Source organism: Paenibacillus sp. ACRRX, assembly GCF_022346885.1.
Classification (GTDB): Bacteria; Bacillota; Bacilli; order Paenibacillales; family Paenibacillaceae; genus Paenibacillus_B.
This window is the reverse complement of the sequence record NZ_JAKRNK010000006.1, coordinates 133,668-154,036: the sequence shown is the minus strand read 5'-3', so window position 1 is coordinate 154,036 and position 20,369 is coordinate 133,668. Positions and strand designations below refer to the sequence as shown.

The window sequence follows — 20,369 nt, the reverse complement described above, 5'->3', positions numbered from 1 at the left end:
GCCATTCCTATTGTACTATATAGTTTGGGAACGTTTTGCGTCAGTTATTCATATCACGTCGCTACAACCCACTACATCCATGCTGCTAAACGAGACATTGCCTCTTCTTTCTGCTTATCGTTTACATGTGTGTATACTGTCGTTGTCTGAATGGAAGCATGCCCCAACATTTCCTGAACCGTACGGATATCCGTGCCACTGCGTACGAGCATGGTTGCGAACGAATGGCGAAGCTTATGGCATGAATACGATCTGCCCTTTCCCGCATACTTATTTTGTTCGTCATTCCACGACATTTGTTCAAATAACAGACTAGCGATTGATTGGATGTTGCGAATTGAGAGTCTACGGCCCTTCTGCGATATAAATAATGCATCCTCGCCGGCTCGCCAGGGCTGCAACCGTTCTAGCAATGATAATTCCAGATGTTGTACAACCGGCTCAGGCAGCGGAACGGTTCTCCACTTGCGCCCTTTACCCAGCACCTCGATGGTACGTCGCTCTCGATGAAAGTCGGAAAGATTAAGTCTATGTACTTCACCTACCCGTAAGCCTCCATATGCCATCAGCATTAGAATAGCTATATTACGATTGCGGTACTTGCCGTCTACCCCTTGAATCAACTCTCTAATCTGTGGCGGTTCCAAATATACGGGAGCACGCTGTGACTCCGTCTTAGACTTTTTCACTTGCAGCGCTGGATTTACGTCTGTAATCTCCAATTCATTTAATGAACGATAAAAGCTGATAAGAGCACAATGTTTGCGATTGCGTGTAGAATCACTCACACCAGTCGATTTCACCTGTGCGAGATAAGACAAGACTTGCAAATTTTTAATGTCTGTTACCGGTTTTCCATTTAAGGTTCTGAGAAATTGATGCACATCTCCAATATAATTACGCTGTGTATATACGGTGTATCCGGCATTTGTCATCCACAGGCGAAATGCAGTAAGCGATTCTTCGTACTTGTCTTCGATTTCAATTCGATTCCAAACTGTAGCAGTCATTAAGCAAATCTCCTTTCATATCATACAATTCAGCACCATTTATCTCAAATTCTAGTTCAAAAATAACTGCGTATAATCATTATTATACGCAGTTTAGGTTTAATGACGCAAATATTGTGCATCATTAACTAGAATACACAACCGTTTGCGCCATTTCGCGAGTGATATTTCACACAATTTATTTCTTGACCCCTCTTTCTGTTTCGTTATAATAGAATTAACTCAACTTCCACTCCATTATTTGCCTATTACTTTTTTTACAGCACACCTTATACGATTCATCTACGCAGCTAGACAAGCCCCAAGCAATATAAGGTGTACACCTTTATTAACTCTCAACTTTTCACATTTTCAATTATCCCTATGGAAGAGGCCATCGGTACGGTTCTTATGTAAACGGTTACCTGTTTAAGGATAATCATCATGCGGAGTAGATCAAGCGATTGTGGTGTTTATGCACCTGGGTTGTAAACGCTATCAACTCAAGACGATGACATCACTTTGTTTAACCGTTTAACTTTGCTGAGAACTGTGTGTGTTATGGAGTAAGCAAGATAGCAAGGTATATTCATTCATGATGTGTGGAATAGTCTCATCTTCATGAGATTAGCGCTTTTATTCTGTATGTACCACGCACCACGTTGGCCAAGGAAGTTGAGGAATAGCAGAAGCCGGAGGTGAACTTTCAGACGTTACAAGCTGTTTAACAGGAATAACATGCATAGCATGTTATACACCTAATCTACCAATAATAGGAGGATCCAAATAATGAATTCATATCGTCTCTCGTTACCTAAACTATCTCCACTCGCAGCTGTCGTATTTATGGCTTTGCTGCTGGCTGCATGTTCTTTTGTGTTTGCTGGAAAAGCTTCTGCACATGGTTACATCGAGTCTCCAGCAGGCCGTGCATTACAATGTAAGCAAGGCACGAACACGAATTGTGGTGCTATTCAGTACGAACCGCAAAGCATTGAAGCTCCTGGGCATTTCCCTACTGGCGGACCTGCTGACGGCCAAATTACAGGCGGCGGCATCTACCCTGAATTGTACGAGCAAACAACTACACGCTGGAATAAAGTAAACTTAAACGGTGGTACAAATACATTCACTTGGAAGCTGACAGCTAACCATGCTACACGTGAATGGAAATATTACATTACAAAAGCTAATTGGAATCCGAACCAAGCATTAAAACGTTCCGATCTGGAGCTGTTCTGCCAAATCAATGACGGCGGTGCAAAACCACCTACATCCGTCAGCCACCAATGTAACGTTCCGACAGATCGTAGTGGTTACCACCTTATTCTTGGCGTATGGGAAATTGCAGATACACCAAATGCTTTCTATCAAGTTATTGACGTGAACTTGACGAATGGAACTGGAACACAGCTTCCTACAGTTCCAGGCAATGTGGTTTCACCTGCTCAGACAGTAAGCAGCATTCAATTAACTTGGTCTGCTTCTACTGCTTCTGCTGGTATTCAAAATTATGAAGTTTATCGTAATGGAACCTTAGTAGGAACATCGACAACAACTTCTTACAATGATACTGGCTTAACAGCGAACACGACTTATGTGTACACGATTAAAGCAGTTGATACTGCCGGCAATAAGTCTGCTGCCTCAGTAGCACTGTCTAAGAAGACATTAACTGATGGTGGTACTGCATACCCAGCATGGAGTGCAGGTACCGTGTACTTAGCTGGCGACAAAGTATCTTACAATGGCGCTAACTACGAAGCACGCTGGTGGACGCTGGGCGACACACCTAGTAGTTCCTCTGCAGTTTGGAAATCCATTAACTAATCGGAAGAAATAAGGACTCGCCAGTTGGCAAGTCCTTATTTAATAGTGATAACCCATAAAGTATCACATCTGTTGTTTCAAAGCGAGCGCTACCAAAGTTATATACTCTAATAACTCTATGTATCCAGCATTAAAACACCATGCCCTTCCACTGTTCGCTTATAACCAAGAGACTCCGTTCGCTTTTTTAGTTGCTCATAAATTTCCTGCACGCTAATAGTTCTTTCAAGCTCCCGCTCACGTTCATTAATAATGAGTGCTGCTGCTCCCGTAACATGAGGTACTGCCATCGAGGTTCCAGACATGACCGCATATTTCCCATCCATCCAGGTTGACAGAATCTCATTGCCGGGCGCAACCAGGTCTACGGTCTCGTTTGTGTTCGTAAATGGTGCCATATTCAAGTCAATATCAATAGCTCCAACACATAGTGTTTCCGGATAGGCGCCTGGATAACTGATCTCTATCGTATCCGCGCAATTGTCTCCCTCGTTGCCAGCAGAGCATATCACTGCAATATCAGCTGCGACAGCACGTTTAATAGCTTCGTGCAAGGCTGCGTTATCATGCGTAGAGCCGAGCGACATGGAGATGACACGCACACGCTGCGGACCATTTCTCCAAGCGATCGCATAATCCACAGCATCTACAACCTGTTGGATTCGTGCAGATCCATCTGAGCCAATCACTTTCAGAATAAGCAGATCTGCTTCGGGAGCAACTCCTGCCACGCCATAATTGTTCAAATTCGCCGCAATTGTTCCTGCGATATGAGTGCCATGCCCACTTTGATCTGTGTAATCCTCAACTCCCCCGTCATTCGTAAAGTTTCTTCCTGAGACAATTCTACCGCACAAGTCCGGATGATCGACCTGACAGCCAGAATCCAGAATCGCGATAACGACTCCATCCCCACGTTGACTTTCTTCCCATAATGCAGGCGCAGATATTAACGATACCCCAGGCGGGATTTCCTGTTTATTGTTCGTAATATCAACAATTCGCACAGGAGGCAAAAACATATGCTGATCCATTTCTATTACTCCTAACTGCTAATCTAGCAATTGACTCGAAGCCTGAATTACTCTTAAGACCCCAATCACTAAAATTTTCGACAAACATTGTAGGTTACTATGTGGCTACAAAATGGAATAGCGTATAAATTACGAAAAGTGGCGCAAAAAACACCACCTTCTACTATACTATTATTTACTAGTTAAACGCCATAAGCAGTACTCGCTTTTGTAATATCCAAAATAACAAAAAAAGCCAAGCATAATGCTCGACTTCTCGGTAACAGATTGTTTAATTCATTCCTGCTGCGTACTTTAATTTTACCGACATGTTATGCACACACCGTAAATAACGAATTGTACCCGTATTCGCTCGCATAATGACAGAATGTGTCTCAACTCGTTGACCAGGCAAATGACGTACCCCGTTTAGCAAATCGCTATTGGTAATCCCTGTTGCCGCAAAAATAACATCACCTGTACCTACAAGGTCTGTCATCGTGAGCAATGCGTCCGGATCTTTAATACCCATTCTTAAACAACGAGCATATTGCTCTTCACTCTCTACCATAAGTCGACCTTGAAGTTCGCCGCCGAGGCATCTCAAAGCCGCAGCTGCAAGTACGCCTTCTGGCGCACCGCCTGAACCTACATATAAATCCACACCGCATTCCGGGATAGCGGACACAATTGCACCGGATACGTCTCCATGATCGAGCAGTTTGATTCGAACGCCGCTGTTTCTTAATGCCTGTACCAAGTCGCTGTGCCGCTCGCGCTGTAGAATCATAACTGTCAAGTCCTGTACAGATTTGCCCAGTGTACGTGCCGCCTTCTCCAATGTTAGATCAATGGGATCATCCAGACTAAGATGCCCAGCAAGCGAGGGTCCAACTGCCAGCTTCCGCATATACATATCTGGCGCATGCAAGAAATGTCCCTTCTCTGCAATCGCGATAACCGACATTCCATTGTTTAACCCGTTTGCGACTACCTCTGTTCCTTCCAATGGATCTACCGCTACATCCACTTCGGGGCCTTTACGACTGCCTACCTTTTCACCAATGTAAAGCATCGGTGCCTCATCCATTTCCCCTTCGCCGATGACTACGGTGCCATCGATTGGCACCGAATCGAACATTTCTCTAATTGCACTAGTGGCAGCATGATCTGCGCTATGCTTGTCACCCCGCCCTATCCATGAGGCTGAAGCTAGGGCACCCGCCTCCGTAACACGCGCGATCTCCAGAGCTAGTTGACGATCCATCTCCAGCTCCCTCCTCTTTATCTTATGATATGAAATCCATCACGATTCCGGCCGTCTCTTCAATTGCCTTGTCTGTAATATCAATGACGGGACAACCTAACCGATCAAATAACGAACGAGCATATTCTAACTCCTCAACAATACGTTCTAACGATGCATATCGCACCAACACAGGAAGCCCCATCGATTTTAATCTTTCTGAGCGAATTTTGAGAAGATGCTCCGCATTCATGGTCAAACCAATTATTTTGTTGGATGAGATACGATATAAGTGTTCCGGCGGTTGAATCTCGGGAACTACAGGGTAATTCACAACCTTCTTGCCTTTATGTGCCAAAAATACACTTAATGGTGTCTTTGACGTCCTAGATACCCCAAGCAATACGATATCCGCCTTGAGAATAGCATTCAGATCCTTGCCATCGTCACATTTCACGGCAAATTCAACGGCTTCTACTCGTTGAAAATAGTCCTCATCCAACCGATGGAGCAGTCCGGGCATTCGTTTGGGCTGATCAGCAAATGTGTCCACAAAAGCTTGAATCATCGGCCCCATCACATCGACAGCTCGAACGTGCAATCGAATGGCATGCTCTTTAATCGCTGCTCTTAATTCGGGTTGGACGAGTGTATATGCAACAAATCCCCCCGATTCGGCGACCTCTTCCATTACAATACATAATTCTTCTTCATTACGTACATTCATATGGCGCTTGATCTTGATTTGTGGTGCTTCGAACTGCCGTATGGCAGCCCGCACGACCGCTTCCGCTGTCTCTCCTACGGAATCGGATACGACGGTAATTGTATATGACGCCTTCCCCATACACTTCTGTCCTCCCGCTTACTCCTGCTCTACTTTATCGAGCAACAGCTTGATGATCGTTGTCTTCGTAATCCGGCCAACGACGTTACATTCCGCATCTGACGTACCATCCGGACAAGAAACAACCGGCAAGCTGTCAACCTGATGGTGGATCATCTTGCGTGCTGCTTCCAGTACAGATTCTTCTGGCGTGATCGTCACGATATTCGGCTGTCTAGTCATCACCATGCTGACCGGCATGGAGGATGCATTGGGGTTACCCAACGTCACTTTAAGCAAATCCTTACGTGAAATAACACCCGCAAGCTTGCCCTCTTCGTCCGTTACGATCAAACTTCCGATATTCTCCAGAAACAATGTGACAACTGCGTCTTGTACCGTTGTCTTCACATCTACCACGATTGGCATGCCTTGAACCTGTCCAACCTTCATTTCACGCAGAACATAGGAGTCTGATTCTTTTTTCTCAGCCTTCTCACCAAGAAAATAGCCCACTTTCGGCTTGGCAGCAATGTAATCCAGCATGACAAGTAAGGATAGGTCCGCACGAATCGTCGGTCGACTGACGGTAAGCATCTCTGCTATCTGTTCTCCCGTAATGGGAGCATGTTTTTTAACGATCTTAATGATCTCTAATTGTCTTGCTGTTAGTTCGATGTTGTATCCCTCCGCTTCATGCTATAAATATCTGTTAAAGAAGAGGCGCGGACTTTTGAGCTACTTCTTTATGACAAGATTATAGCATCCCGGATGGGATATTCGTAACTCTCGATCTTCACGAGTCACCGAATATGTCACCATCCGGCTGCATGTACATTACATTTAAGTCCAGATTCAGACTGCTTCTTCTTGAAGCTTCAGTTCCCATTGCATGCGTATATGAGCTTGGGCCGCCGCAATTCGAGCAACTGGAAGTCTATACGGCGAGCAGCTGATATAATCCAATCCCACACGCTGACAGAACATAATGGATTCCAGATCGCCGCCGTGTTCCCCACAAATACTCGTGGTCAGCAGGGGATTTCTTGACCGGCCTTGAATGACTGCCATCTCGATCAGCTTGCCTACCCCTTCTGTATCTAATACTTGAAATGGATTGTGCGGAAGCAGCTTATTCTCGACATAGTGCGTTAAAAATTTGCCTTCAGCATCATCTCGGCTGTATCCAAATGTCATCTGGGTTAAATCGTTAGTGCCAAAGGAGAAAAAGTCTGCTGATCGTGCAATCTCACCTGCCGTTAAGGCTGCACGAGGCACTTCGATCATCGTGCCTACCTTGTACGGACAGTTTCTTTTTTCATGCCCTAACACTTGTTCTGCCACTTGGTCAACTAATTTCCGCAGCAAATGCAGTTCATTAACATGCCCCACCAATGGAATCATAACTTGTGGATGTACTGTGATCCCGTCACATATACATCTGAGCGCTGCTTGGAATATCGCTTCAATTTGCATTTCATATATTTCAGGGAACATAATCCCTAGTCTACATCCGCGCTGCCCTAGCATCGGATTGGTTTCTTGCAGTTCGCGGACTCTTCTTATCATCCGTTCTAATTCAGAACGTTCGGTATGGATGACACCCTCAGTTGAACGCAGTACCATTAAACGCTCTGTCAATTCCTCCACATTTGGAAGAAATTCGTGTAGTGGTGGATCCAGCAAGCGAATCGTCACTGGATAACCATCCATTTCACGGAACATTTCTTCGAAATCATAACGCTGCATTGGCAGCAAGCGGTTTAGCGCCACTTGGCGATCCATTTCCTTGTCAGCCAGAATCATCTGCTGCACAATTGGAACTCGCGTTGGGGATAAGAACATGTGCTCAGTTCGACACAGCCCTATACCCTCTGCTCCAAACTCCCTTGCTTTACGTGCATCCAGCGGAGAATCAGCATTTGCCATCACTTTTAAGGAACGAATCTGATCTGCCCATTCCAGAATTAACAGTAGCTCCGGGAAAATATCCGCTTCTTTTAACTCCAATTGACCAGGGATAACTTGCCCGCTGCCACCATCGAGTGTAAGCCAGTCACCTTCACGAATAACGATATCCTTGGCGATAAGCTGCTGCTGCTCTTCATCAATCTTTAAAACTTCACAACCACACACACAAGGTTTGCCCATCCCACGGGCAACAACTGCAGCATGGCTTGTCATGCCTCCACGCAGCGTAAGAATTCCTTCAGCAGCGATAACGCCGTGAATATCTTCAGGTGTCGTTTCGAGACGTACCAGAATAACCGATTTTCCCGCACGTTTCCATTCGTCTGCAGTGTCTGCATCAAATACGGCTTGCCCACAGGCTGCGCCTGGAGAAGCAGGCAGTCCCGTTGCTATGACAACGTGATCAGCAGTGGTTTGCAAGGAGCGATGCAATAAATGGTTCAAATGCTGTACATCAATGCGCATCAAAGCTTCTTCTTTTGATATCATACATTCATTGACTAGATCAGCAGCTACCTTGAGCGCAGCACGCGCATTCCGCTTCGCACTGCGTGTTTGCAAGAAATACAATTTTCCATTTTCAATCGTAAACTCAATATCTTGAATGTCCTTATAGTGCCTTTCAAGCTGCTCCGCAGAGGAGGATAGCTCCTGGTAAACTTCAGGCAGCGTTTCCTGCAAAGCTGCAATCGGAATTGGTGTTCTTGTACCGCCGACAACATCTTCCCCTTGTGCATTCATTAAATATTCACCAAACATGACGTTCTCCCCAGTAGAGGGATTACGAGTAAATAATACGCCTGTTCCGCTGTTATTTCCCATATTGCCAAATACCATTGCCTGCACGTTTACGGCTGTTCCCTGATCATCCGGAATAAGATGAACTTTGCGATATACTTTCGCCCTTGGACTCGACCAAGATAAGAACACGGCTTCTATTGCCCCTTGTAATTGATCCCTTACATTTTGCGGAAATACTTTATCGGCACGTTGATCAATAAGTCGTTTGAATTTCCGAACGAGCGTGATCAACGATTCTTCTGTAAGTTGTTGATCGTCCTTACATTGATGGAGCTGCTTCTCCTCTTGGAGCACACGCTCAAAATGTATCGCCTCTATATGATAGACAACCGAGCCGTACATTTGGATAAGGCGGCGATAACAGTCGTAAGCAAATCTTCGATTGTTGGTCTGCTGCGCTAATCCTTCTACTGTTTCGTCATTTAATCCTAAATTCAAAATCGTATCCATCATGCCGGGCATTGACGTTACGGAACCAGAACGTACCGACACAAGCAGTGGACAGTCTGTGCCGCCAAACACTCGTTTTTGCTCTTTCTCCAGCTCAGTAAGTGCAAGTTCGATCTCATCCCTCAAGCCCGTAGGCAGTTGGCGGTTATTGTTGTAATAATGTCTGCAGACGTCTGTTGTGATGGTGAATCCAGGCGGGACAGGAAGTCCCGCCTTTGTCATTTCCGCAAGGTGAGCGCCTTTTCCACCCAGAAGTTCTATATGTTCTTTGCCGCCATTTTGGAATGAGCTCACTCTTAATACTGTCAAGCCGAAGCACTCCCCTCTTGTTTACGACAAGCTTCTTTCTCGCATACCATATACTTCGTCTTTACACTATTAGTGGGCAATGTATCGATGATGTCGTCGCAATGTCGACAAATAATTGTACCCAGATCATTCTGTCTCACATAATCAGAAATTAATTCATTGATTTGGTCCCGCACAATAATTCCCCCTTTTCATTTTGGACGAACATATACTTCACAAAATCAGTTACCCGGCATGCATATGCCCATTCGTTGTCGTACCAAGCCAATAGTTTAGCTTGTTGCCCCGCCGTCTGAATCGATAATCCATCTATAATTGCAGATTTGTTATTGCCAATGTAATCGGAAGATACAAGGGGTTCTTCGTTATACTCTACAAATGGCCCCAGACCTTCTTGAATCGCATTTGTAAATGCGCGACTTATATCCTCTTTTGTTATTTCACAATGCAATTGAACAGTAAGATCAACCAAGGACACATTTTGTACGGGTACTCTCAATGAGATACCCTGGATGGATTCCGCCAGATGCGGAAGGATATCTTTTAGCGCCTTGCCTACGCCAGTCGAAGTCGGAATAATGGAGCTTCCGCACGCTCTTGCTCTTCGCCAGTCAGAATGTGCATTGTCAAGATGTTTCTGATCATTCGTGTAAGCATGAACGGTCGTCATCCAGCCCGATTGTACGCCAAATTCCTGGTCCAATACTTGCAGAAGCGGTGCCAAGCAATTGGTCGTACAGGATGCAGTGGAAATGAGCGCGTGATGGTCCGGATCATAAGTATGCTCATTGACACCCATTACAATAGTACAATCCAGTTCTTTTCCAGGTGCCGTTACAACCACTCGTTTAGCCCCTGCTTGGAGATGCTTCGATGCTTCTGAACGGCTTTTGAATTTGCCTGTTGCATCCACGACAACGTCAATCCCATACGTTTGCCATGGCAGCAGTTCGGGGTTACGTTCGTTAACGATTGGAATGTTGTGACCACGAATAATTAAGCAATGATCATCAGACTTAATCTCCTCGTCCCACCGCCCGTGTATCGAATCATACTTCAAAAGATGTGCTAATTGTTCGGGGGAACATGAAGAATTAATAAGGCCGATTGAAGTCCCATCTCCATGAATAAACATGCTGCGTATAACCAATCTTCCAATTCTTCCAGTTCCGCTGACACCGAGTCGTTTATGCATATATTGTTAGAACCTCCTTTGCTCTGTTTATATAATACGTCATATTTAATGATTATTCAATAAGTAATACACACTATATGCGAATTTATTTTCGCTTACATTTGATTAAATGTGTATTATAGTGATAATACGGCGCATATAATACACATTATATATTTTGAAGGCACGAAATATATTCCGAACAAGTGAAGGTATATTGCCCGTTATTTCTTGCTAAACTGCTTACGGAGCCACATACCAAGGTAATAAGCATTTATAATAATAGCCAGATTATCCACTACCTCTTATCGTCCCACCCTAGTGGATATTACAAAAAGCCCAACTGTAATCCTTTGGGCTGTGCATTATTTATAAATAGGATAAAGGTTATATGCTATAACAAGGAGGAAGTGTGAAGTAGTGGTTATCTAAAAATCAATAAACCGCGCATATATCATTTTTCATCTTTATCCTCACAATTAGCTATCTAGCGCTGAAGCAAGGCACATAAGACAATCCCTTGCACACATAAAGTAAAGATAAACAGTCCTGCTATGATGTGAAATGGAGGAAGCAGTAAATGCCTTTGCCATGGAAGAAACGAAATGATGAATTTATTGTGATTGTCGTGCCCGCGTCGGCTATAAGACAAATGATTATGATTGACTTTATAGGAAGCTCCGCCTTATTTGTCCTCATAAAGAAGACGATGTACTCTGACCCGGCCGCTTTTGTCGGCAGCTGGATATTTCCACCCTTAGTAAAATATATTATGAAGCGCATTGAGCTTCATCACTTACAAACAGCAAAAAGGAGACGGCTTATAACCGCCCCCTCCTTAACTCCTTAATTCCCTAACAGTCCTCGTTTAGCACGCCGTTCAATAACGCTGAGACGAACATACAAGCCGATTGCCCCAAATGCCAAGCCCGTGATTAGGCCGATCCAAAAGCCATAAGCACCAAGAGATGTCCAAGATGAGAGTGCGAATCCAACTGGCAGGCCGATGACCCAATAGGATACAAATGCAACTATAAATACAATATTAACATCCTTATAGCCACGTAAAGTTCCTTGTACAGGAGCCGCTATTGCATCTGACAGCTGGAAGAAGATCGCATACATCAAAAAGGTCTCTGTCATCTCTTTGACAGTGGGATCGTTTGTGTACATGGCAGCTACATTAGAATGGAATATCACTAGAAACACCGCACATATTCCCGCAAGCCCAATGGCTGAAAAGACACCTAATCTTGCATACTGCTTGGCGTCCTCATAACGTTTGGCCCCTACTTCAAAGCCAATCATAATCGTTAAGGACATCGCAATGCTGAGCGGGAGCATGTACAGTAATGAAGCAAAGTTCAATGCAGATTGATGGGAGGCGATCGTTATTGTATCGTATCCACTCATCAATAACGTAACCATTGAGAATACACTGACTTCAAAGAAGATAGACAATCCGATTGGCAAACCAATGCGCAGTACTTCCTTCCATTGCGCTAAGGATACCTTCTCTAATCGTCTGAACATGCCAAGATCCTGCATCATCGTGTTACGTTTCATAAACAGAATAGCCACACTTAAAATGATGATATAGGTAATGGATGTTGCAAACCCTGAGCCTACACCACCCAATCTTGGCATGCCAAACTTGCCGAAAATAAAAACATAATTCAAAATAACGTTAATAGGAAAAGACAACAACGTAATAAACATCGTGACACGAGTGAGACCAAGTCCATCAATGGTTGCACGTATGACCGTATAAATAAATACAGGAATGACTCCAATACCGATAGCACTTAAAAACTCTTTAGCCACACGGCTAACTTCTGCCTCTAGATTCATCCGATTAATTAAGGGATCCACAGCAAAAAAACCTAGGATAATAACGCCTATACCAAACAATATCGATAAATAAGCGGCTTGAATAACGCTCGATGCAATCTTGTCACGTTGCTTCGCACCCACATATTGCGCCACAATTGGGGTAACAGCTAAAAATATACCGCTTAGTCCTGTATATATAGGAACCCAATAACTCGTAGCAATGGCGACGCCCGCCAGATTCTCCTTATTAAAATGACCGGACATGACCGTATCAAAGAAAGTCATAAGCTGCAGTGCAACTTGAGTCACAAATATAGGAAGTAAAATGTAAAGCAATTGCTGGAATTTCTGCTTCTTCGAGTACGTTTGTTTCATGACATGTTTCGCAACCTCTCTTGGTAATCTTACTGTACTAAGAGTATACGTTACATCTGGAAAAGGAAACCGTCAAATCTTTTTTGATATGTTAAAATAAAGATTAGGATGGAAATGATGAGCACATGAAGGAGCAAGCTGAAAATGACGATTCAGAAACAAAAAGACCGTGTACACTTGGAACAGAAGCTTCCGACAATGCCATGGTACATTCAACAATATATGGAATACAAGCTTCCTGACTTATCCCCCTCTACTTTGCTGGAATATATACGTGATTATGAGATTTTTCTAGGATGGCTTATAACAGAAGGCATAAGTGAAGGTCCCTTGATGAAGGATGTTACCCTGCTGCAATTGGAATCGTTGCGGATGGAGCACATTACTGCCTATCGGATCTACTTGACTACCTATAAGGAACAAAAGAATAGCCGTATTACAATATCTCGTAAGCTCTCCTCGATGAGATCCTTATTTCACTACTTAAGCCAGATTGCCGAGGACGAGAACTTGTACCCGCTGCTCAAACGTAACGTAATGGCGAAGATTGAGATTAAACGAGTACATAAACCTAAGGATAGCGCCGCCAAGTTAAAAGGAAAGCTGCTGGAAGAAGATGAATTAGAGGCATTCATTCACTATATACGTGAAGGTTATGCTGCTGATGTCGCTTCGAATAAACAAGCGCTGTATGCTCACCAGCTGAATGCAGCACGTGATGCTGCTATCGCCAGCCTAATTCTAAACTCGGGTCTGCGGGTCAGTGAAGTGGTGAATCTGAATATCGATGACGTTGATATGAATCATAAACTGATATACGTCTACCGTAAAGGTCATAATGATGAGACTTTTAAGACCCCAGTCTATTATAGAGAACGAGCTAAGGATCATCTTGAAGTATACCTTCAGCTGCGCAGTACCCGATATCATGCGCCGAAGCGAGAAAAGGCTTTGTTTCTCGCTATTAAAAATGGAGAACAAGAAGGCAACCGTATGACCAAGCGGGCCATGCAGCAAATGGTGCTAAAATACGCTAAACGGTTCGGCAAGCCTGCCTTGACTATTCATAAGCTCCGCCACTCGTTTGCTACTGACTATTATTTGCAAAATGATATTTATAAGACCAAAGAACAGCTGGGACATGCCTCCACGGAAACAACTGAGATCTATGCACACTTGACGGATAAGACGATGTCTGAAGCGATTGATCGTTAGGGATACTTGTTTACATATATTTTAGATAAAATGTCTTACATAACCACATGAAATTGCTCTACAATCAGAGGCCAGTTCATGTACTGGCCCCTTTTTTGTTATTTACTTATAGTGATCATTTAAAATAGTTTACATAATTATAATTATGTTTATTTATTGTAACTTGAAATGATTGTGATGATTATACCCAAGCTCTATGTTTCAAAATGAGTCCGTGCGCAACGGAATTTACACGAAGTGAATTCGAAGATATATCTTCTATCTTGTATAATATTAAAAAACCGCCATTCTGCAATGCAGAACAGCGGCATTCATACTAAAATTCGTAAGGCAAGCTACCTTCGCCCACGCCTTGTAATGCCACCTTTACCTATCCGAGTTCGTGGTGGTTTGGACTTCTTAATTGTGGGTGACTTGGAACTGTATTTGGATCCCCCACTTTTGTCCCGCGTGATGGAGCCTTTAGATGAAGGAGTACGGTTAAATATACTCCCTCCACTACCGACTGTCGAATCTTGATTCGAACCACGGCGGAAGATTGAACCTTTACGTTCTACCGTAATTGGAGGTGCTTTTTTCTTATCTTCTTGAGTAGGTGCCCGGTACGGCTTCGATGGAGCATATTGCCGTTGTTGTGTATAACCTCGATATTTGCCAAATCCACTTAGTGAATCAAACAATGTGTCTACGATCTTGTACTGAATGTACATCTCCAGGAAGCTACGATCGTAATTTTTCTGTACGTACTCTTTGGAATCTACCTCAATAAGTGTATCTTCCGGATTTTCCGTGTCACGCTGAAGCTGTATCACCTCATCTGGATAGACGAGGAACATCCGCTCCTTATCTTCCTTTGAGATCTGCTCCGGCTTCCTCTTATCGGCAAGTGCAGTGGCAACTGCAGGAACTTCTACCCCAGCAGCACGGTAAACATAGGAACTGCTGTTGCCTTCTTTAGTTACCGATTCCAGGGGGTACGTTTCTGAAATATCCATCTGTCCGCATGCCGTCAACAGGGGAACAATAAAGGTGACGACCAGCAGCCATTTGAGCCAATAAAGAGATTTATTCTTCATCTCAGCCTCGATTAAGACTGACGGATGACACGAACGTCAGCAGGTAATACAGATTCGCCTTCATATAGCTGAAAGCGACCATCCTGCCACTCAATTCGAAGCCGTTTCCGATTGTCCGATTGATACTCCCATACGTACTGCTCCCCAGGTACGCCAAACGGTGTCTGGCCTTGAACCTGCACGAGGCCGTTATACTGATCTTCCATGTAGTACCATGTACCATCGAGTTCGATCTCACTTGGAACTTCGTCGACAGCATCTAATCGTCCATCAATCGCTTCATATAAGTTATAATTCCATTGCTCACGTTTCTCTACTTGTAAGTACTGAACACGCGAACCATCACGCAGCGTTAGCCATATCGTTGAACGCGCTTTCCACTCCGTACGCCCAATAATTTCATAAGTCATAAGTGATACTTCACATACATCACCTGGCTGCAAACTCATAGGTGTCTTCTCGGGCTTGACCGGTTCCGGTTTCTCCATGAGCTTGCGCACTCTTTTCCATAATCCCATGTGCAGTTGCTCCTTTCATTGCACCCCTAGATAGGGAACATTTTACTCTGTTACAGACAAGCTGCGATAATAAATGCTCCGACTACGTGCAAAGAGCCGGCTAACAACGCATGGGACATCATTCCGTCCTTTGTGCCCGCTTCCAGATTAAGATTAAAAACAACTCGAAGCACGATTCGGACAATGGCCTCAATAATGAGCAGCATAATAAAAGAAACTACAGACATAACTAGCGCCTCGCCCAAGCTGTACGCGACTTTAATGGATGAGGATAATATGAAGCCTTGTGCAAACAGCTTCATTATAAAGCGGGTCGTTACCGCTACGTTCCCATTTTTCATCTCTTGTATATCATTATATTTCGTGAATAAAGCATCAATGCACATGAGGATAAATAACAGGATTACACCTGTTCCTGTCCACAGTGCCATGGCTTGAATGTTCTGAAAGCTTACATTAAGGATGTCCAAGCTTTCTCCTCCTCTTTCTGATTCCGGACATGTTGGCGAACGAAGACGCTTGCGGTAAGCAAGCGTCTTCGTTCAGCATTGGGTGTTGTAATCAATTAGCTGCTCGAGCCATCGGATTTCTGCTGTTCCATTTTCTTAATAATTGCTGCCAGTTCGTCTTCGACCTGCTGGTCTTTACCAAGCTGGGCGAATTCGTCGTCCAAAGAGCGAGAATTACCGCTCAGTTCATTGCTGGCATCTGCCTGTGCTTCCATTTGCAGCATTTTGTCTTCCATACGCTTCAAACCGGACATTGCTGTATCTGAACTGAAACCAGCCATTGCTTTGTTGATTTCATTTTGTGCTTTTGCAGCATTGTAGCGAGCTACAAGCGTTTCACGTTTGTTCTTCATGTCAGTGTACTGCTTACGCATCTCTTCCAGCTTGCTACGAAGATTGTCTGCTGCAGCTTTGTTCTGATCATAGCTAGTTTTGAACTCAGTCATTTTCTGCTCAGCGGACTTTTTCTCTTCCAACGCACGACGAGCCAGTTCAAGGTTACCTGCGCCTACAGCAAGATGAGCCTGCTCCTCGCGTTTCTTCACGAGTGCTTCTTGCTCCTCGTATTGCTGCTTAAAGCGCTTCTCAATCGCAATCTGCTGTGCAACGGCACGCTCTGCTTCCTCAAGATCTTCTTGCATATCACGGAGATATTGATCCGTCATCTTAATTGGATCTTCGGCTTTCTCAATTAAGGCAAACACATTCGACATCGTAACATCTCTTAAACGTTTGAACAGTGACATGGTGTATAGTTCCTCCTCAAGGTTAGCTTCTTTAACTTAATGATAATCTATACGTGGAAAGTTATGATCCGTTTCATCCTTTATTCTGAAATTATATAGAATAAACAGGCCGGATATTCCGACCTGTTCCCATATGTTTAATCTGTATGATTCAATGCTTCGCGCAGCAATCGCCAACATTCATCCACGACGATTTGAATTTGTTCTGCAGTCAACTGATCAAAATGCACGCCTGCTGCAACAGTCACAGTGCCGCCCAGTGTAGCAGCCGCTTCCAAAGCCATAGGATTCGTGAGCACATGCTCCTTGTGCCTAGGAACCTTGAGCGTGTCCACTTTCCAGCCTGACTGCATCTCCGGAGCCCGGTATGCTATCGATACCGCTCCAATATGATGATCCTCCGGCATCTCTCCACCTGTGAGGGTAACCAGCCAATCTCTACCTATCCGTTCAATCCGGCATTGTATCGAGTTAGACGGTATATTCCATTTCATTTTATATGATGCCCCTAATCTCGTCCAAGCTATTAATGTTCTCCAGCTCCATGAAGCTTTGGATTCCCGCGATCAGTTCTTCTCCAGCACGAAGGTTCATGAAATTATAAGTACCAATCTGTACGACAGAAGCCCCTGCCATAATAAACTCAATGACGTCTGATGCTGATGCAATACCACCCATACCCATCACGGGAATAGTCACTTCCTTTGATACTTGATGGACCATACGAAGTGCAATTGGTTTGATTGCTGGTCCAGATAACCCTGCATACACATTATTAAAGACACTTTTGCGTTGATAAATGTCGATCTTCATTGCGGAAAATGTATTTACTAAGGAGACACATTCGGCTCCTTCTTCTTGACACATCACTGACATATCTACAATATTTTCAGCATTTGGTGACAGCTTCACTGCAAGCGGAAGCGATGTGACTTGACGAACTTCGCGTATAACTTCACGAGCGATATTTGTGTTTACGCCAAAGGCAATCCCGCCCTCTTTGACATTAGGACAAGAAATATTAAGTTCTATCATGTCCACAGCCATACGACTCTGCTTGCGTCGTTCCTCGGCGTCACGCGTGATTTTTAGTGCTCCCAGCACATATTCTTCGATGTTACTTCCACCTAGATTTGCGATCTTAACGGGCTCGATCGTTTCCCAGTACAGCATTTCTTCATTTAGAAATGCCTCAACTCCCGGATTCTCCAGCCCTACACTGTTCAGCATGCCGCCTGATGTCTCAAATACACGTGTTCCTGTATTCCCTGTGCGCGGATGCAGCGTTAAGCCTTTGCAAGAGATGCCGCCCAATCGATTAATATCATATAATTTGGCATATTCTTTCCCAAAACCAAATGTTCCAGATGCCATAACGATCGGATTATTAAAATGAATACCTGCTACACTACAAGCTAAGCTCCGCATGCCAATCCACCTCCTTTGCCAAAAATACAGGTCCATCCGAACAAACCTTTTTGTTTTTGTCTTTGTTCATGACTGAACACACATAACATGCTCCAATACCGCATGCCATTCGTTTCTCAAAAGATACATACACCTTGGTATCCGTATGCTCCATCATTAATGCAACGGCCTTCATCATGCCCAATGGACCACATACAAGAACATTCTCGTATTTCGATAAGTCTAAATCCTCTAACAGGTTCCCGTTTACTCTCACATAAACTTCATTTGCATAAGGCTCATAAGCCTCTGTCAGATACGATTGTCCTCTGAATCCAAGATAGATATCAGGCTTGTCCAGTTGCTTTGCCGTATAGAGCAATGGAGCAATCCCGATTCCCCCGCCTATTAATGCGGTTCTCCCTGTTACATTAGGAAAACCATTTCCTAATGGGCCTTCCAATTGAATCTGATCACCTGCACGCAAAGCAGCGAACATGCGAGTACCTTCACCTGCAACCTTGTACAAAAATTGGATGCTGTCCGGTTCAATGTTACAAATACTAATTGGACGTGATAAAATCGGCGAATGATTCCACGAGCGGAGCATATAAAATTGTCCCATGCGCGCAGTGAATCGCCCTTCTACCGTCATCAGGTAAATGCCTTCTGAGATGCGTTCGTTAGATACAATTGTATGCACAGTCATACTCCTTTTCGAGGTTTAACAACTATACTATGTCATTATCCCTTCTATGCGACCGTGATAGAAATCACATCTGAATTGACGTTTTCTTTATGTTTGCGAAAATTTTCAGAATATTAGAAACATCTGCTAATAGGCGTGATAAATGGTTTGCCTTTACAAGCATATTTCCATATGTCGAAGGACATAACAATGACATCGAATACAAGCGGAGGGGGGATCGAAATGCGTCGATTATGCACAACCGCTGTCTTATCCTTTCTGATTGTAAGCAGTGGATGCGGGATGCATGAACCTAAAGCGGGTTATCCATTACCAAACATCCCTGACCAGACTTCCAATCACAGCAGTTCCACTTCAGCGACACCTGCTGAAGTGCGATCGAACAGTACGGTGCATAATGGAACTACTTGGCCGATACGTTCGCATATGACAAAGCATATGGAAAAACATGCCCAAGAATCAAAGGAGAGAGAAACTAAAAAATTCAAGTTCTCCTTTCGCACAGAACAACAACAACAACAACAGCAGTCTAATCAATTAAAACAATATCGCAGAGTACAGCAGACACAAAAGCACCTTCAGACGAAACAGAATCAGCAACAGCAAAAGGCACGTTCTGCTGTAAGCAATCAAAAACAGATTATAGGTCAGCGTAAGCTGTCTATCGCCCAACTTAGAACACGTTATCCTCACATTTTCAAGCTAAGAGCCAGTAACAGTACTCATGAAAAGAAGATTGCTTTAACATTCGACGACGTGCCTGATAACCGCGTTACACCTCTTGTGCTCGATATATTACGAGATGAAGGTATTCGGGCTACATTCTTTTTAGTTGGTTACCGAGCCAAGCAGTATCCTGCTCTGGTTAAACGCATTGTCGCTGAAGGACATGTGATCGGCAATCATACGTACAGTCATCCACTTCTAACCAGATCGGGTATAGAAGCGTTTATTAGCCAGCTCAAGCAGACCGAAGCCATCGTAGACGACATAGTTGGTTATAAACCACGCTTTTTCCGTCCTCCATTTGGCGAAATTTCAGAAGATCAGTTGCAATGGGCAGGAGAAAATGGCTATATGGTCGTTAATTGGGACGTAGATTCTAATGATTGGCGGGGTATCCCTTCTTCTTTAATGGAGCGGAATATTTTAAATGAAGTATCTGCGGGTTCGATTGTATTGCAGCATGCCGGTGGAAGCGGTATGAATGGGTACTTACAAAATACAGTCAAAGCGCTTCCGAGCATTATTAAAAAGCTGCGTGCTCAGAATTATAACTTTGTGACCGTACCTGAACTGTTTCATGACCAAAAGGAGAAGAAAGAACGGTAGTTGTTGTCTGGCTCACTCCAGCTCTAAACAAATAAAAACG

General features: G+C 44.0%; 20 protein-coding genes. 4 read left to right on the top strand and 16 right to left on the bottom strand.

Features of this window, described 5'->3' with window-relative positions:
- Window positions 1-71: 71 nt before the first annotated feature.
- Window positions 72-1,010 (bottom strand): tyrosine-type recombinase/integrase, encoded by a 939-nt coding sequence (locus tag MH117_RS18180; protein ID WP_239330999.1) that lies wholly within the window; start codon window positions 1,008-1,010, stop codon window positions 72-74.
- A gap of 768 nt (window positions 1,011-1,778) precedes the next feature.
- Here MH117_RS18180 and MH117_RS18175 point away from each other — a divergent pair.
- Window positions 1,779-2,819 (top strand): lytic polysaccharide monooxygenase, encoded by a 1,041-nt coding sequence (locus tag MH117_RS18175; RefSeq protein ID WP_481857280.1) that lies wholly within the window; start codon window positions 1,779-1,781, stop codon window positions 2,817-2,819.
- A 116-nt stretch (window positions 2,820-2,935) separates the two neighbouring features.
- Here MH117_RS18175 and MH117_RS18170 read toward each other — a convergent pair whose 3' ends face one another.
- From MH117_RS18170 to gap, 7 genes are all read right to left on the bottom strand, one after another.
- Complete coding sequence (locus MH117_RS18170; protein WP_239330996.1) at window positions 2,936-3,853, bottom strand: S8 family peptidase; 918 nt, start codon at window positions 3,851-3,853, stop codon at window positions 2,936-2,938.
- Between the two features lie 271 nt (window positions 3,854-4,124).
- Window positions 4,125-5,099, bottom strand: a complete 975-nt coding sequence (glpX, locus tag MH117_RS18165; protein ID WP_239330993.1) for a class II fructose-bisphosphatase — start codon at window positions 5,097-5,099, stop codon at window positions 4,125-4,127.
- 22 nt (window positions 5,100-5,121) lie between these two features.
- Window positions 5,122-5,925 carry a pyruvate, water dikinase regulatory protein gene (locus tag MH117_RS18160; RefSeq protein ID WP_239330990.1) on the bottom strand — a complete coding sequence of 268 codons (804 nt, stop codon included), beginning with the start codon at window positions 5,923-5,925 and terminating at the stop codon, window positions 5,122-5,124.
- A gap of 18 nt (window positions 5,926-5,943) precedes the next feature.
- Complete coding sequence (locus MH117_RS18155; RefSeq protein ID WP_343224473.1) at window positions 5,944-6,582, bottom strand: CBS domain-containing protein; 639 nt, start codon at window positions 6,580-6,582, stop codon at window positions 5,944-5,946.
- Between the two features lie 177 nt (window positions 6,583-6,759).
- On the bottom strand, window positions 6,760-9,435 hold the full coding sequence (gene ppdK / locus MH117_RS18150) for a pyruvate, phosphate dikinase (RefSeq protein WP_239330986.1): 2,676 nt from the start codon (window positions 9,433-9,435) through the stop codon (window positions 6,760-6,762).
- Window positions 9,432-9,611 carry a GapA-binding peptide SR1P gene (locus tag MH117_RS18145; RefSeq protein WP_036698173.1) on the bottom strand — a complete coding sequence of 60 codons (180 nt, stop codon included), beginning with the start codon at window positions 9,609-9,611 and terminating at the stop codon, window positions 9,432-9,434. The genes ppdK and MH117_RS18145 overlap by 4 nt, the downstream gene beginning before the upstream one ends.
- Entirely contained in the window at window positions 9,587-10,630 is a 1,044-nt protein-coding gene (gene gap, locus MH117_RS18140; protein WP_239330983.1) for a type I glyceraldehyde-3-phosphate dehydrogenase, read from the bottom strand. The genes MH117_RS18145 and gap overlap by 25 nt, the downstream gene beginning before the upstream one ends.
- A 559-nt stretch (window positions 10,631-11,189) precedes the next feature.
- Here gap and MH117_RS18135 point away from each other — a divergent pair.
- Window positions 11,190-11,459 carry a hypothetical protein gene (locus MH117_RS18135; RefSeq protein WP_239330980.1) on the top strand — a complete coding sequence of 90 codons (270 nt, stop codon included), beginning with the start codon at window positions 11,190-11,192 and terminating at the stop codon, window positions 11,457-11,459.
- On the opposite strand, the gene MH117_RS18130 is transcribed toward MH117_RS18135, so the two are convergent.
- Complete coding sequence (locus tag MH117_RS18130; RefSeq protein WP_239330977.1) at window positions 11,456-12,817, bottom strand: MATE family efflux transporter; 1,362 nt, start codon at window positions 12,815-12,817, stop codon at window positions 11,456-11,458. The genes MH117_RS18135 and MH117_RS18130 overlap by 4 nt on opposite strands.
- Window positions 12,818-12,961: 144 nt before the next feature.
- On the opposite strand from MH117_RS18130, the gene xerS reads away from it, so the two are divergent.
- Window positions 12,962-14,032 carry a tyrosine recombinase XerS gene (gene xerS, locus MH117_RS18125; RefSeq protein ID WP_239330974.1) on the top strand — a complete coding sequence of 357 codons (1,071 nt, stop codon included), beginning with the start codon at window positions 12,962-12,964 and terminating at the stop codon, window positions 14,030-14,032.
- 335 nt (window positions 14,033-14,367) lie between these two features.
- On the opposite strand, the gene MH117_RS18120 is transcribed toward xerS, so the two are convergent.
- The 7 genes from MH117_RS18120 to MH117_RS18090 all read right to left on the bottom strand — a co-directional run bounded on the left by MH117_RS18120 (window position 14,368) and on the right by MH117_RS18090 (window position 18,991).
- Window positions 14,368-15,108, bottom strand: coding sequence for a DUF4247 domain-containing protein (locus MH117_RS18120; protein ID WP_239330971.1), 741 nt, complete (start codon window positions 15,106-15,108; stop codon window positions 14,368-14,370).
- Between the two features lie 11 nt (window positions 15,109-15,119).
- The gene (locus MH117_RS18115) at window positions 15,120-15,626 is read right to left on the bottom strand and encodes a DUF4178 domain-containing protein (protein WP_239330969.1); all 507 of its coding nucleotides are present in this window, start codon (window positions 15,624-15,626) and stop codon (window positions 15,120-15,122) included.
- 50 nt (window positions 15,627-15,676) lie between these two features.
- A complete protein-coding gene (locus MH117_RS18110) occupies window positions 15,677-16,090 on the bottom strand; it encodes a DUF350 domain-containing protein (RefSeq protein WP_481857284.1) in 414 nt (137 codons plus the stop codon).
- 101 nt (window positions 16,091-16,191) lie between these two features.
- Window positions 16,192-16,881, bottom strand: coding sequence for a PspA/IM30 family protein (locus MH117_RS18105; protein ID WP_239330967.1), 690 nt, complete (start codon window positions 16,879-16,881; stop codon window positions 16,192-16,194).
- A 137-nt stretch (window positions 16,882-17,018) separates the two neighbouring features.
- Window positions 17,019-17,375 carry a prenylated flavin chaperone LpdD gene (gene lpdD / locus MH117_RS18100; RefSeq protein WP_239330965.1) on the bottom strand — a complete coding sequence of 119 codons (357 nt, stop codon included), beginning with the start codon at window positions 17,373-17,375 and terminating at the stop codon, window positions 17,019-17,021.
- A 1-nt stretch (window position 17,376) separates the two neighbouring features.
- Complete coding sequence (locus MH117_RS18095; RefSeq protein ID WP_239330962.1) at window positions 17,377-18,309, bottom strand: dihydroorotate dehydrogenase; 933 nt, start codon at window positions 18,307-18,309, stop codon at window positions 17,377-17,379.
- Window positions 18,290-18,991 carry a dihydroorotate dehydrogenase electron transfer subunit gene (locus MH117_RS18090; RefSeq protein ID WP_239330959.1) on the bottom strand — a complete coding sequence of 234 codons (702 nt, stop codon included), beginning with the start codon at window positions 18,989-18,991 and terminating at the stop codon, window positions 18,290-18,292. The genes MH117_RS18095 and MH117_RS18090 overlap by 20 nt, the downstream gene beginning before the upstream one ends.
- 228 nt (window positions 18,992-19,219) lie before the next feature.
- Here MH117_RS18090 and MH117_RS18085 point away from each other — a divergent pair, with 228 nt between their 5' ends.
- Window positions 19,220-20,329 carry a polysaccharide deacetylase family protein gene (locus tag MH117_RS18085; RefSeq protein ID WP_239330956.1) on the top strand — a complete coding sequence of 370 codons (1,110 nt, stop codon included), beginning with the start codon at window positions 19,220-19,222 and terminating at the stop codon, window positions 20,327-20,329.
- Window positions 20,330-20,369 lie beyond the last annotated feature (40 nt).

Bases quoted from the DNA above. Each gene is read 5' to 3' on its own strand.
- glpX (WP_239330993.1), bottom strand. From the start codon at position 5,099: ATGGATCGTCAACTAGCTCTGGAGATCGCGCGTGTTACGGAGGCGGGT.
- MH117_RS18170 (WP_239330996.1), bottom strand. From the start codon at position 3,853: ATGGATCAGCATATGTTTTTGCCTCCTGTGCGAATTGTTGATATTACG.
- MH117_RS18180 (WP_239330999.1), bottom strand. From the start codon at position 1,010: ATGACTGCTACAGTTTGGAATCGAATTGAAATCGAAGACAAGTACGAA.
- gap (WP_239330983.1), bottom strand. From the start codon at position 10,630: ATGCATAAACGACTCGGTGTCAGCGGAACTGGAAGAATTGGAAGATTG.
- lpdD (WP_239330965.1), bottom strand. From the start codon at position 17,375: ATGAAATGGAATATACCGTCTAACTCGATACAATGCCGGATTGAACGG.
- MH117_RS18105 (WP_239330967.1), bottom strand. From the start codon at position 16,881: ATGTCACTGTTCAAACGTTTAAGAGATGTTACGATGTCGAATGTGTTT.
- MH117_RS18160 (WP_239330990.1), bottom strand. From the start codon at position 5,925: ATGGGGAAGGCGTCATATACAATTACCGTCGTATCCGATTCCGTAGGA.
- MH117_RS18175 (WP_481857280.1), top strand. From the start codon at position 1,779: ATGAATTCATATCGTCTCTCGTTACCTAAACTATCTCCACTCGCAGCT.
- xerS (WP_239330974.1), top strand. From the start codon at position 12,962: ATGACGATTCAGAAACAAAAAGACCGTGTACACTTGGAACAGAAGCTT.
- MH117_RS18130 (WP_239330977.1), bottom strand. From the start codon at position 12,817: ATGAAACAAACGTACTCGAAGAAGCAGAAATTCCAGCAATTGCTTTAC.
- MH117_RS18085 (WP_239330956.1), top strand. From the start codon at position 19,220: ATGCGTCGATTATGCACAACCGCTGTCTTATCCTTTCTGATTGTAAGC.
- MH117_RS18115 (WP_239330969.1), bottom strand. From the start codon at position 15,626: ATGGGATTATGGAAAAGAGTGCGCAAGCTCATGGAGAAACCGGAACCG.
- MH117_RS18135 (WP_239330980.1), top strand. From the start codon at position 11,190: ATGCCTTTGCCATGGAAGAAACGAAATGATGAATTTATTGTGATTGTC.
- MH117_RS18095 (WP_239330962.1), bottom strand. From the start codon at position 18,309: ATGCGGAGCTTAGCTTGTAGTGTAGCAGGTATTCATTTTAATAATCCG.
- MH117_RS18120 (WP_239330971.1), bottom strand. From the start codon at position 15,108: ATGAAGAATAAATCTCTTTATTGGCTCAAATGGCTGCTGGTCGTCACC.